Here is a 13,322-nt window from a genome sequence, read left to right on the forward strand (position 1 = left end):
CCCTTAACGTTGTTGACAGTTCGGACAAAAATGCGTACCACGCCCGCCTAGTTTCATCTTTTCAATTTCATGACCACAACGACGACACGGCTCACCGGCTCGCCCGTATACATACAGCCTCTCTTGGAACGTTCCAGTCACACCGTCGGGGTTCGTATAACTACGTATCGTACTTCCCCCACGCTCGATTGCCTCTGTTAGGACGGCGACCGCTTCTACCCGTACACGCTCTACTTCTTCACCTGATAGACTCGCGGCCGTTCGTATCGGATGAATACCAGCACGAAATAGCGTTTCGTCTACATAAATATTACCCAATCCAACAAAAATCGATTGATCGAGGAGGGCGGTCTTGATGGCACGGGACTTCATCCGCTCTAAACGCTGATGTAGTGCCTCTCCGGTCACACGCTCGTCAAACGGTTCATAAGCAAGCAATGAAAGTGGCGGTGTCGTATGAATCGTTTCGTTTGTCCGCAACTCCATCGTACCAAACTTACGTACATCATTATAATGCAGGGTAGATTGGTCAGTGAATGTGATGACGATATGTGTATGTTTCACCGGTTCTGTGAATGTCTCGTACGGAAAGAATTTCCCCTCCATGCGTAGATGTGAGACGAGGTACCCGTTCGTTAATTTAAACAAGATGAATTTCCCTCGCCTTTCTACATCCATAATGGTCTCTCCAACCAAGTGGTGAACCCACTCTTCTGCATCGAGTCCACGAATAATTTTAGAGTCGAGCACATCGACAGCCTGAATCGTCTTTCCTGAAACGACAGGTCGCAGTCGACGACAGACTGTTTCAACCTCTGGTAATTCTGGCATACTTACTACCTTCCTATCCTCTTATTTCGTATCGAACCAAGTGGCTCCTACTGCACCGTCAGCGCGTAATGGTACATCGAGTGTAACCGTATGTTCCATCGCTTCGGTCACCAGTTTTTCTAATGCTTCCATCTCTTCAGCAGGACCCTCAAAAATCAATTCATCGTGTACTTGTAACAATAGTTTTGACTGAAGGTGCGACGTTTTGAGGGCATGATTGACATCAATCATCGCTTTTTTGATAATATCGGCTGCCGTTCCTTGAATCGGGGTATTGATGGCAATACGTTCAGCAAATCCACGCAAGTTGAAATTACGAGAGTGAATATCCGGTATGTTTCGACGGCGTTTTAACATCGTTTCAACAAATCCGTGTTCTCGAGCACGTTCAATAGCCGCATCCATGAATGTCTTTACACCAGGGAACTGTTCGAAATACGTATCAATAAACGTTTGTGCTTCTTTACGTGTAATTCCAAGATTTTGCGAAAGTCCATAATCACTGATTCCATAGATGATTCCAAAGTTAACTGCTTTCGCCTGACGACGCATAAGCGAAGTCACTTCTTCTTTCGAGACTTTAAAGACGTTCGCCGCCGTCGATGTATGGATGTCCTCGTCGTGTAAGAATGCCGCAATCATTTTTTCATCTTGCGACATGTGCGCCATGATGCGAAGTTCGATTTGCGAATAATCGACCGCATAGAGTACCCAGTCTGGTTCACTTGCAGTGAACGCCTTGCGGATGCGTCGTCCTTCTTCTAATCGAATCGGGATGTTTTGAAGATTCGGGTTGACCGATGAGAGTCGTCCAGTTTGCGTCAACGTCTGTGTGTATCGGGTGTGGATCTTGCCGTCTTCCTTCACGACTTTCTGTAATCCCTCGACATAGGTCGACTGCAATTTACCAAGTTCTCGATAATGCATGATTTTCTCGATGATCGGGTGGAGCGGCGCTAACTTTTCAAGCACATCAGCCGCTGTCGAGTATCCCGTCTTCGTTTTTTTCACGGGAGGAAGCGCTATTTTTTCGAACAAGATGACCCCTAGTTGCTTTGGTGAATTGATGTTGAATGGTTCTCCGGCCAACTCATGAATCGTCACCTCAAGCGTACTAAGACGTTCTCGAAGGTCCGCCTCCATATGTTGAAGCGTTTCGATATTAACATGTATGCCTGCCCATTCCATTTCTGCTAAAACAGACACGAGCGGTTTTTCGAGTGCCTCATACAGTTCTGTCTGTTCATTATCCTTCAACTCGGAGAGGACACGTTCAAATAACGTATAAATCGCATGTGCTTTCTCAGCGAGATGTGAATGGAACGCGTCTTCCTCAGGAACTTTAATTTTTGCACCTTTCCCATAAACCATTTCATCTTCTTCAAGATGATAGGCGAAATGAGAAGCGATCGAACTAAGTGACGTTCCACCAGATAGATTTAGTAAGTATCCGGCAACGAGTAAATCCTCGTACCCTTGAAGCGATAGCTGTTGACGTTTCAACTGAATGATTGTCTGTTTGGAATCGAGACAAACCGTCGCCCTAGATTCATCTTCAATCCATTCCTTGACCGGCTCTTCTTGTAACAAAGTCACGTCACCAATCGTCACCCCACGTTCTGATGCAATCGCCACCCCGACAATTTCTTCTTCGAAATAATCATCGTGCAGTTGCTCAAGAAACAGGACCGCTCGAGACAAATCTTGTTCAGAAAGGTCGATTGTCGGCCGCGCTTCTTTTTCGACCGTTTCTTCTGTAGCGCTGTCCGACAGTTTTCCGATTAACGATTTGAATTGGAGTTCCATGAATAAAGGCTTCACGACGGAAGCGTCATACGATTTAAAGACGAGATCGTCTACAGACACATTCAATGGAACGTCCGTATAAATCGTTGCCAACTGTTTTGACATTTTTGCTTCTCGCTCGTTCGCCTCAACTTTTTCTTTTTGTTTCCCTTTTAGCTCATCCGTATGTTCGTAAAGGGCTTCGACCGTGCCATACGTTGAAATCAACTTCAACGCCGTCTTCTCCCCTACACCTGGAATACCGGGAATATTATCGGACTTATCGCCCATTAATCCTTTCAAGTCAATCATCTGAATCGGCTGTAGACCTTCATATCGTTCTTGGAAAGCCGCCTCGTTCATTTTCTCGACATCCGTGATGCCCCGCTTCGTCAAATAAACGGTCACTCGCTCATTGATGAGCTGTAGTAAATCTTTATCTCCCGTCACAATCGTCACTTGATCAAATGATGTATCTTTCGAGAGTGTCCCGATGATATCATCCGCCTCATATTGTTCAAGCTCAAGGACAGAGATGCCGAACGCGCGACAGACGTCACGTACGAGCGGGAACTGTTCTCGTAATTCTCCAGGAGTTTTTTGACGTCCACCTTTATACTCAGCAAACGTATCATGACGAAACGTCTTTTTCGACGCATCGAACGCAACAGCGAAATGCGTAGGTTGTTCGTCCTCCATCAATTTTAACAACATCATCGTAAAGCCATACACCGCATTCGTATTCCGACCCGACGCGTCCGACATCGGAGGCAGTGCAAAAAATGCACGATATGTTAAGGAATTCCCATCCAGGATTAGTAGTTTATTCATTCAATCGACCTCCATTCTTCTCTTCGTCCATCATACCATACGGGTACATGCGTTCGAAAAAAAAGGCCCTTTTCTACGAATAGAAAAGGGCCAAATTCTCGACCATGTGGAGATGAGCACCGATCGAGTCACGAGATGATGAAGAGGTCTCACTCATAGAATAGCAAGGTTTTGTAAAGTAAATATGAATGAACGATAAAGGAATCGTTAAACCCGCGGAAACGTGATGGTGAACGTCGTTCCTTTGCCCTCAACGCTATCGACATCGATGGTCGCATGATGCAAATCGATGATGTGCTTCACGATGGCAAGCCCGAGCCCGGTTCCACCGGAGTTGCGACTTCTCGCCTTATCGACACGATAGAAGCGCTCAAAGATTCGACTCACTTCTTTTTCGGCAATTCCGATTCCGTTGTCTCGCACTCGAAGTTTGTATGAATCCGGATTCGCCTCTACAGAAATCTCAACGCGACTTCCTTCCGGTGAATAGTTGATCGCGTTGGCGACCAAATTCATGATCACTTGTTTCATTCGGTTCAAATCAGCCTGCAATACAACTTCTCCATTGTGTTGTGTCTCTAGATGAATCGACTTCTTGTTCGCCTTTTGACTGAGTAGGAGACATACTTCGTCGACGAGTTGATTCAAATCGACGGACACCAGCTCCATTTGGAAATCATCTCGCTCCAATCTCGAAAGTTCAAGGAGATCTTCGACAAGCATCTGCATTCGCGTCGCTTCTTTTTGAATGATGTCTAAGAACTGGTCACGAAGTTCAGGTACTTCTTTAGCCCCGTCAAGAAGCGTTTCGCTAAATCCACGAATGGACGTAAGGGGTGTCTTCAGTTCATGACTGACGTTCGCCACAAAATCTTTCCGCATCTTCTCGAGCCGCTTTAGCTCTGTGATGTCGTTGAATAGTAACGTTGTCCCGCGAAGCATCCCTGTGTCACTGAATATCGGTGCAGCGGACACCATATACGTTTTCTGATTGAAACCTGTTCGAATCGACAATTGACGACGGTTAACCTCTTCTGTCAGATAGACATCCTCAATGAGCGATTCGACATCAGGACTCGGCAATATCCCATGATAAAATTGTCCAATTGATAAATCATCGTATTGGAACATCTCCCGATACGATCGGTTGACTAATGTGACGATGCCGCGTTCGTCAACTAGAAGAAGCCCCGCTCCCATATATTCGATGAGCGACTCAAGTCTCGCCCGTTGAACCGATTCTCCAAGGGAGATAGACTCTAAACTTCGGGCAAGGACGTTAATGGAACCTGCCAGACTGCCAGTCTCCTCATCATTTCGCAGTTCATACACACGAGCGCGATAATTCCCATCCGCTAACTCTCGTAAGACGATGGTCGCCTCGTCAATCGGTCGAATGAATTGGTTCGTCAAATGCTGTAGGACGAACAAGATGATGAAGAACGAGAAGACGAGCGCGAGCGCAATCGTCAACCAAATCCGATCATATACCCCTTCTAGGTCAGACACATAACGGATAAATGTCAGGTATACGGTATCACCTGTAGCGAGATCGATCGGTTTCGTGAATTGAATCAATGCATCTTCATCCGCCTCACCAAATGTTCCGTCATCCGGTACTAAATTCGGATCAATTTGATAATCGATTGTACCGACACGAAACGGTGTTCCTGCAATTACTTCCATCCTGCTGTTAAGGAGTAAAATATCAAAACTACTCCCATCATCGATTTGACCGACATACTCACGTATTTCATCCAGTTCTCCGTCTTCTAGATAAAGGGCTGCTAGCTGAGCGTCCTCTTTCAATCGGTCTCGTTCGGAATCTAAATAGAAGTCTTTGAACAGTTGTCCGAGCACGATGCCGAGCATAAGAAGGACGCCCGTGACGAGCAGAATAAGTGTCGTCATGAATCTAGAACGATACGTCTTCATTCCGAAATCGGCTCCTCCATCTTATACCCGAGTCCGCGAATCGTTTTAATGTAGGTTGGTTTTTTGGTCACCGGTTCAATTTTTTCACGAAGGTGACTAATATGGACGTCGACGATCCGCGTGTCACCGACAAAGTCATAATTCCAAATGGCCGATAGTAATTGATCCCGTGTCAGCACACGACCCTTGTTTTTTGCCAGATAGGCTAACAGTTCAAACTCTTTCGGCGTCAATTCGAGCCGTTCTCCTTGTTTGAACACTTCGTAGTTTGAAGCTACGATTTTAACGTCACCGATTTGGATGACATCCTCTTCAACAACCGCCTCTTGTGGGCCTGAACGTCGTAAAATCGCTTTGACACGGGCGACCACTTCACGTGGGCTAAACGGTTTTGTTAAATAATCGTCTGCGCCAAGCTCAAGACCGAGGACTTTATCAAATTCATCGTCCTTTGCCGTCAGCATCAAAATCGGTGTATTGACTTTTTGTTGTCGAAGTCGCTTGCAAACTTCAAGTCCGTCCATTTCTGGGAGCATCAAATCGAGCACAATGAGCACGGCGTCCTTTTTTTCAGCCAGTTCCAACCCGGTTTTTCCATCATGTGCCGTTTCTACTTCAAAGCCAGCTTGTTCTAAATTAAATTTTAATAACGTCGCGATTGATACTTCATCGTCGACAACAATTACTTTATCAGCCACACTTCTTCCTCCTCTTGATCCATCAAATGTCACTCTCTATTTTACAAATCAAACCTTGATACGACCAACCTCAAAGCAAATCTTTACAAAAACAAAACAAATCCACTTTCAGTGTAGCATGCCCTACAAGATACAAAACGCAAAAAAAGATGCTTCCTGCATATTTGCAGGAAGCATCTTCCTCTTATAAGACGCCTAATACCGAGCGGACAGAGTCAGCAGACTTCGAAAGTGCTGCTTTTTCTTCATCTGTCAAGTCGAGCTCAAGCACTTGCTCAATTCCATGTTTACCAAGAATCGTCGGGACACCAAGATACAAGTCATTGAATCCGTACTCCCCTTCAAGGTATGCTATGGCAGGTAAAATCCGACGCTGATCTTTCACAATCGCTTCGACCATCTCCACGATAGCAGCAGCTGGCGCATAATACGCCGAGCCATCCCCCAATAGTTGGACGATCTCGCCACCGCCTTTGCGCGTTCGCTCCACAATTTGCTCGATTCGTTCATCTGAGATGAGTTTTTCGAGCGGGATTCCCCCAGCGTATGAGTAGCGTACAAGAGGAACCATATCGTCCCCATGTCCTCCGAGAACGAACCCGGACACATCTTTGACGGATACGTTTAACTCTTGTGCTACAAATGTACGGAAACGAGCCGTATCCAGAACCCCAGATTGTCCGATGACACGTTCTTTCGGGAACCCCGACTCTTTAAACGCAGCATACGTCATCGCATCGACGGGATTGGTCAGAACAATCAGAATGGCTTCTGGAGAATGGATGGCAATCTCTTTCACAACCGAGCGCATGACGTTTGCGTTCGTTGCGACGAGGTCGTCCCGGCTCATCCCTGGTTTGCGGGCAATCCCTGCAGTAATCACGACCACGTCTGAATCGGCCGTATCGGCGTAATCTGATGTCCCTGTGACCCAAGCATCAAACCCTTGAATCGGAGCCGTTTCTTGCATGTCGAGCGCTTTTCCTTTCGTCGGTCCAACTTTTTCTTCCATATCGAGCAGAACGACATTCCCTAGCTCGCGCTGAGCCAAGTACAGTGCAGTAGTAGCACCGGTGAAGCCACTTCCAATTACAGAAATTTTGTTACGACGAATCATGAGCTCTCCCCCTCAATTGACTCTTTCGAATGACTTACATGTTTTTGATTAATTCATCAGCGAACTCAGAACACTTCACTTCTGTCGCTCCGTCCATGAGACGAGCAAAATCATACGTGACGACTTTCGAAGCAATTGTTTTCTCCATCGAACGGGTGATGAGATCAGCCGCCTCGTTCCAGTTCATGTGACGGAGCATCATCTCACCAGAAAGGATGACTGACGATGGGTTTACTTTATCAAGACCTGCATATTTCGGAGCCGTACCATGTGTCGCTTCGAAGATTGCATGTCCTGTGATGTAGTTGATATTCGCACCAGGTGCAATCCCGATTCCACCCACTTGTGCAGCAAGGGCATCTGAAATGTAGTCACCATTCAAGTTCATCGTCGCAACGACATCGAACTCACGTGGTCGTGTCAAGATTTGTTGAAGGAAGATATCAGCGATTGAATCTTTGACGATGATTTTCCCTTCAGCTTCTGCTTTTGATTGTGCTTCGTTCGCAGCCGCTTCACCAGACTCTTCTTTAATGCGGTCGTATTGTGCCCATGTGAAGACTTTGTCGCCGTACTCCGCTTCAGCAAGAGCATAGCCCCAGTTTTTAAATGCGCCTTCTGTGAACTTCATGATGTTCCCTTTGTGAACGAGTGTAACGGATTTACGGTCGTTCGCAATCGCATACTCGATTGCAGCACGGACTAAACGTTCTGTTCCTTCAGAAGAAACCGGCTTGATGCCAATCCCTGATGTCTCTGGGAAACGAATTTTATTGACGTTCATCTCATCTTGCAAGAAGTTGATGAGCTTTTTCACTTCATCGCTTCCTGAAGCGTATTCGATTCCCGCATAAATATCTTCTGTGTTCTCACGGAAGATGACCATGTCTGTATCTTCAGGACGTTTTACTGGTGATGGAACACCTGTGAAGTAACGAACTGGACGAAGGCAAGTATACAAGTCAAGTTCTTGACGAAGCGCAACGTTCAATGACCGAATCCCACCACCGACTGGTGTCGTGAGTGGTCCTTTGATCGCAATCAAGTACTCGCGGATTTGATCGAGTGTCTCTGTCGGAAGCCATTCGCCTTTTTCGTTATATGCTTTCTCACCAGCGTATACTTCCATCCATTCGATTTTCTTGTCGCCGCCGTATGCTTTTTCAACTGCAGCGTCAAATACACGAACAGCCGCATTCCAAATGTCAGGGCCCGTGCCGTCACCGATAATAAATGGTACGGTCGGTACGTTCGGTACGTTTAATACACCGTTTTCAACTGTAATCTTTTGTCCTTGTGTCAACATAATGAATCCCCCTAAGTACATTACTGTAGGTCGACGCGTGCGCCGACCTACGTCACTTGTTAGTTTACCAAACTTTTGTCTAAAATGTGTCCCGAATTAACGTTCGTTCACAGGAACATATTTACGGCTCGTTTCACCGACATATTCCGCACGTGGACGAATCAAACGGTTGTCCGCGTATTGCTCAAGGATATGTGCGATCCATCCAGACATACGAGATACAGCGAAGATTGGTGTGAATAAATCTTCTTCAAGACCGAGCGCATAATACGTCGAAGCTGAATAGAAATCGACATTCGGCTTCAATCCTTTTTCTGTTTCGACGAGATGATCGATTTTCTCAGACATTTCATACCATTTCGGTTCGCCGATTTGAGCAGTCAATTGGCGACTCATTTCTTTCAAATGCTTCGCGCGCGGGTCGCCGTCCTTATAAACACGGTGACCGAAGCCCATGATTTTTTCTTTGCGCTCGAATTTACCACGAACATATTCTTCAACTCGATCAACCGAGTCAATCTCGTGAAGCATTTTCATAACTGCTTCGTTTGCCCCACCGTGAAGTGGTCCTTTGAGTGCTCCCATCGCCGCCGTGACGCCAGAGTACATGTCTGATAGTGTCGCCACACAAACGCGTGCTGTGAATGTCGAGGCGTTCAATTCATGGTCTGCATGTAAAATGAGTGCCTTATCAATCGTTTTTTCTGCTACTTTGTTCGGCTCTTCCCCGTTTAGCATATACAAGAAGTTACCCGCATAAGAAAGACCTTGTTTGGGGGCAACCGGTTGTTCCCCTTTACGAAGACGAGCGAAAGCTGTCACGATTGTCGCAACTTGAGCTTGCAGACGAATCGCTTTACGCATGTTCGCCTCGTCACTCATGTCTTCAGATTCTTCATCATATAGAGCGAGTTGTGAGAGTGCTGTACGAATCGTCGCCATCGCATTGGCTGATTTCGGTGCACGTTTTAACGTATCAATCACCTCTTCAGGTAATGTCGCTTCTTTTACAAGCGATTCTGATAGCGCTGTCAATTCCTCTGCATTTGGTAAGCGGTCGTTCCACAATAAGAAAACTACTTCTTCAAATGTGGCGTGGTCCGCTAAATCATCAATGGTGTATCCTCCATAAGTCAATTGACCGTCAATAATTGAGCTGACTTTTGAGGCTGCTGCCACAATACCTTCTAACCCTTTTGTCGTTGACATTCATAACTCCCCCTCAGTCTTGTTTAAAAGTGATCGACCGTAAAAACAGTCTGTTTGTAGGGAATAAGGATACGGGATGGGCCTTTCCCCTTCATTCGCCCAGTCTCCGTTTACCCTGTCCTTTATATAGTATAAACAATTTATTGCAAAAAAGAAATGTAAGCGGCTTCAGTTGTCAGAAAATATCAAAACCATTTTTCAATGATTTGATATCCACCTAAAATCAATGCTGCAATCCCAGCTCCGACAAGCGGTCCGACCGGTATCCCTTTCATGAATCCAACCGCTAGAATCGTACCTGCGAGGAGGGCTGTCGTAACGACAGGGTCGACACGCATCAACTGCACACCTTGTCCCGCTGCAATGGCGACGAACATTCCTGAAGCAAATGCCACGATTCCGACCGGCCCTTTAATACTATTCCACAATTCTTTAAACCCGATGTCTCCGGTTGCAATCGGAACAAGGACAGCAATCGTTATGATGGTCACGCCCCAACTGATTCCTTTGGATGCGAGTGTGGGGAATAATTGATCTCCGAAACCGATCGCTTTAATAATTAGCAAAACACTACTTGCGATAATAACCGATTGATTATTTGAAATGACACCGATTAATACGAGCATCAATAAAAAAAGATAAGCACTCATTATGTTTCCTTTCTTTGAACGGAAAAAAAACCGACCTTTGAAGAAGGCCGGTTCGATTGTCGTTCAATTATGCGTTGTAGATTTTACCTGTAAGTGGGTCGATTGAAATCATTTGACCGTCACGAAGTGAAGATGTTGCTGCCTCTACACCTACGATGACCGGTTTACGGAGTGATGGTCCAACGATACCTGCATGGCTCGTCAATCCACCGTCTTCTGTGATGATTCCAGCCGCTTTTTCGATTGCAGGCATCATTTCTTTATCTGTGAATGGTGCGACGAGAATCATTCCGTCTTTCGCTTTTGCGTTTGCTTCATCCGCATTATTCGCGACCACGACTTCACCGACCACACCGCGCTCGCCAATACCACGTCCGTCAGCAAGAGCATGACCAACGATGTGGACTTTCATCATGTTCGTCGTACCAGCTGTTGCCGCAGGAATTCCGGCTGAGATGACAACGAGGTCACCGTCAGTAACAAATCCTTCGTGACGAGCTGCTTCAGATGCTTGAACCAACATTTCATCCGTGTTGTTTGGCATCGTCTCAGCCACGATTGGGTATACGCCCCATACGAGGTTCAATTGACGTGCTACGCGCTCAGATTCAGTTACCGCAATGATGTTCGCTTCAGGACGATACTTCGCCGTACGAGCAGCCGTGTAGCCTGATTGTGTCGGCGTCAAGATTGCTTTTGCGTTCAAGTTGATTGCTGTGTGGGCAACCGCTTGTGAGATTGCATCCGTCACCGTGTGCTCACTGCGTTTCTGACGATCTTTCAACAAGTTTTTGTAGTCGAGCATGCGTTCTGTACGCTCAGCGATGGCCGCTTGCATTTGAACTGACTCGATTGGGTAGTCACCTGCTGCTGTCTCACCAGAAAGCATGACCGCATCTGTACCATCCAAGATTGCGTTTGCTACGTCTGATGCTTCCGCACGCGTTGGACGCGGGTTACGTTGCATCGAATCGAGCATTTGTGTCGCTGTGATAACAGGTTTACCAAGGTCGTTACACTTCTTGATGAGTTCTTTTTGAACCGGTGTTACTTCTTCCGTCGGGATCTCGATTCCGAGGTCACCACGGGCAACCATCAAACCGTCAGAGATTGCCAAGATTTCGTCGATGTTGTCAACACCTTCTTGGTTCTCGATTTTCGGGTAAATCTTGATGTGTGATGCATTATGTTTTTCAAGAAGTTGACGGATTTCTACCACGTCTGATGCACGACGTACGAACGATGCTGCGATGACGTCGATATCTTGTGAGATCCCGAACTCGATGTCCGCGATATCTTTATCTGTAAGGGCAGGAAGGTTTACCTTGACGTTTGGCAAGTTTACACCTTTCTTCGTCTTGATGATTCCTTCGTTTTCGATGACGCAGCGGAGGTCACGGTTTTCAAGCTTTTCAACGACACGGAGTCCGATGAGACCGTCGTCGAGCATGATGTGCGAACCGATTTCTACATCATCGTAAAGTCCTTCATACGTCACAGAGAAACGATCTTTCGTTCCGACGATTTCTTCAGTTGAGACGATTGTGACTTCTTTTCCTTTTTCGAGAAGGGCTTTTCCGTCTTCAAACGTATGAGTACGGATTTCTGGACCTTTTGTATCAAGAAGGACTGTTACCACTTTACCAGCCGTTTTTGCAGCTTCACGGATGTCACGGATACGTGCGCCGTGCTCTTCGTAGTCACCGTGTGAGAAGTTGAGACGGGCAACGTTCATTCCAGCTTCAATCATTTCAGGAAGACGCTTCTCTGAAGCGGGTCCAATCGTACATACAATTTTCGTTCTACGCATAATATAAAAACCTCCTAGGGGATATGGTGCAACTTACATATGGAAAACGGGGAGCCTTTGACCGGTTCCCGTCTCCCTACATGGTGAATCGTTTAAATCGACAACTGATTGACAAGGTCGATCAATTGCATATCAATCGTGTGCTTGTTGTTGTCGAGCGCCTCATCGATGTCAAGATCCATCATCTTGTTGTTACGGATTCCGACGACCCGGCCCGCTTTTCCTTCAAGTAAAATCTCAACAGCGTATGCGCCCATTCGACTTGCAAGTACACGGTCAGCAGCAGTTGGGGAACCACCACGTTGAATGTGTCCAAGAATCGTGACGCGTGTTTCTGAGTTCGTCTTCTCGGCAATCAATTTACCGATTTCTTCCGCACTTCCCGCACCTTCAGCAACGATGACGATTGAGTGCTTCTTACCGCGTGCAATTCCGTGGTTAATTCGTTCCACAATTGCGCTCAAATCTTCTGGACGTTCTGGAACGAGAATCGACTCTGCACCACCAGCAAGACCAGAATAGAGTGCGATATCACCAGCATCGCGACCCATCACTTCAATGACATACGTACGTTCATGAGATGAAGCCGTGTCACGAATTTTGTCAATCGCATCAAGCGCTGTGTTGAGCGCTGTATCAAAACCGATTGTCGCATCCGTTCCCGGGATATCGTTATCGATTGTACCCGGAAGGCCGATTGTTGGGAATCCAAGATCTGTTAATTTTTGAGCTCCACGATAAGAGCCATCTCCACCGATGACCACGAGAGCATCGATGTTGAATTTCTTCAACTGTTCAACTGCTTTTGCTCGACCTTCTTCTGTTCTGAACTCAGGACAGCGTGCAGAGCGAAGGAACGTACCTCCACGTTGAATGATGTCGCCGACTGATCCAAGGTTTAACTCGACTAGATCACCTTCGATTAATCCTTGATAGCCGTTATATACACCATATACTTCAAGACCTTCGAAAATCGCTTTTCGAGTCACTGCACGGACAGCTGCGTTCATTCCAGGAGCGTCTCCTCCGCTTGTTAATACCGCAATACGTTTTAAATTCACGTCACTCACCTCTTATGTGTTTTAACGAAATCTGAAAATAAAATACCATGTCTGACCTTTGTTTTACAACACAAGTATGTGAAAAAAAT

At 46.3% G+C, this 13,322-nt stretch carries 10 protein-coding genes; all 10 read right to left on the reverse strand.

Annotated elements, in window-relative coordinates:
* Nucleotides 1-3 precede the first annotated feature (3 nt).
* Nucleotides 4-831, reverse strand: a complete 828-nt coding sequence (gene mutM, locus KNO98_RS04055; protein WP_214699142.1) for a DNA-formamidopyrimidine glycosylase — start codon at nucleotides 829-831, stop codon at nucleotides 4-6.
* Nucleotides 832-852: 21 nt separating this feature from the next.
* Nucleotides 853-3,447: a DNA polymerase I gene (gene polA / locus KNO98_RS04060; protein WP_214699144.1), complete on the reverse strand. Its 2,595-nt coding sequence runs from the start codon at nucleotides 3,445-3,447 to the stop codon at nucleotides 853-855.
* Between the two features lie 207 nt (nucleotides 3,448-3,654).
* On the reverse strand, nucleotides 3,655-5,382 hold the full coding sequence (gene pnpS, locus KNO98_RS04065) for a two-component system histidine kinase PnpS (protein WP_026825612.1): 1,728 nt from the start codon (nucleotides 5,380-5,382) through the stop codon (nucleotides 3,655-3,657).
* Entirely contained in the window at nucleotides 5,379-6,080 is a 702-nt protein-coding gene (locus KNO98_RS04070; protein ID WP_026825611.1) for a response regulator transcription factor, read from the reverse strand. Before KNO98_RS04070 ends, pnpS begins: the two co-directional genes overlap by 4 nt.
* Before the next feature lie 184 nt (nucleotides 6,081-6,264).
* Nucleotides 6,265-7,197: a malate dehydrogenase gene (gene mdh / locus KNO98_RS04075; RefSeq protein ID WP_214699146.1), complete on the reverse strand. Its 933-nt coding sequence runs from the start codon at nucleotides 7,195-7,197 to the stop codon at nucleotides 6,265-6,267.
* 34 nt (nucleotides 7,198-7,231) lie between these two features.
* Entirely contained in the window at nucleotides 7,232-8,500 is a 1,269-nt protein-coding gene (gene icd, locus KNO98_RS04080) for an NADP-dependent isocitrate dehydrogenase (RefSeq protein WP_026825609.1), read from the reverse strand.
* A gap of 99 nt (nucleotides 8,501-8,599) precedes the next feature.
* The gene (gene citZ, locus KNO98_RS04085; RefSeq protein ID WP_214699151.1) at nucleotides 8,600-9,712 is read right to left on the reverse strand and encodes a citrate synthase; all 1,113 of its coding nucleotides are present in this window, start codon (nucleotides 9,710-9,712) and stop codon (nucleotides 8,600-8,602) included.
* Nucleotides 9,713-9,897: 185 nt separating this feature from the next.
* Entirely contained in the window at nucleotides 9,898-10,362 is a 465-nt protein-coding gene (locus KNO98_RS04090) for a DUF441 domain-containing protein (protein WP_026825607.1), read from the reverse strand.
* 67 nt (nucleotides 10,363-10,429) lie between these two features.
* Nucleotides 10,430-12,172, reverse strand: coding sequence for a pyruvate kinase (gene pyk / locus KNO98_RS04095; protein WP_026825606.1), 1,743 nt, complete (start codon nucleotides 12,170-12,172; stop codon nucleotides 10,430-10,432).
* A 92-nt stretch (nucleotides 12,173-12,264) separates the two neighbouring features.
* Entirely contained in the window at nucleotides 12,265-13,233 is a 969-nt protein-coding gene (gene pfkA, locus KNO98_RS04100) for a 6-phosphofructokinase (protein ID WP_026825605.1), read from the reverse strand.
* Nucleotides 13,234-13,322 lie beyond the last annotated feature (89 nt).

This window comes from Exiguobacterium sp. s57 (assembly GCF_018617685.1).
Classification (GTDB): domain Bacteria; phylum Bacillota; class Bacilli; order Exiguobacteriales; family Exiguobacteriaceae; genus Exiguobacterium; species Exiguobacterium marinum.

What these genes read in the sequence shown, in the direction of transcription:
- KNO98_RS04090 (WP_026825607.1), bottom strand. Translation starts at nt 10,362, where the DNA reads ATGAGTGCTTATCTTTTTTTATTGATGCTCGTATTAATCGGTGTCATT.
- mutM (WP_214699142.1), bottom strand. Translation starts at nt 831, where the DNA reads ATGCCAGAATTACCAGAGGTTGAAACAGTCTGTCGTCGACTGCGACCT.
- citZ (WP_214699151.1), bottom strand. Translation starts at nt 9,712, where the DNA reads ATGTCAACGACAAAAGGGTTAGAAGGTATTGTGGCAGCAGCCTCAAAA.
- pyk (WP_026825606.1), bottom strand. Translation starts at nt 12,172, where the DNA reads ATGCGTAGAACGAAAATTGTATGTACGATTGGACCCGCTTCAGAGAAG.
- pnpS (WP_026825612.1), bottom strand. Translation starts at nt 5,382, where the DNA reads ATGAAGACGTATCGTTCTAGATTCATGACGACACTTATTCTGCTCGTC.
- polA (WP_214699144.1), bottom strand. Translation starts at nt 3,447, where the DNA reads ATGAATAAACTACTAATCCTGGATGGGAATTCCTTAACATATCGTGCA.
- mdh (WP_214699146.1), bottom strand. Translation starts at nt 7,197, where the DNA reads ATGATTCGTCGTAACAAAATTTCTGTAATTGGAAGTGGCTTCACCGGT.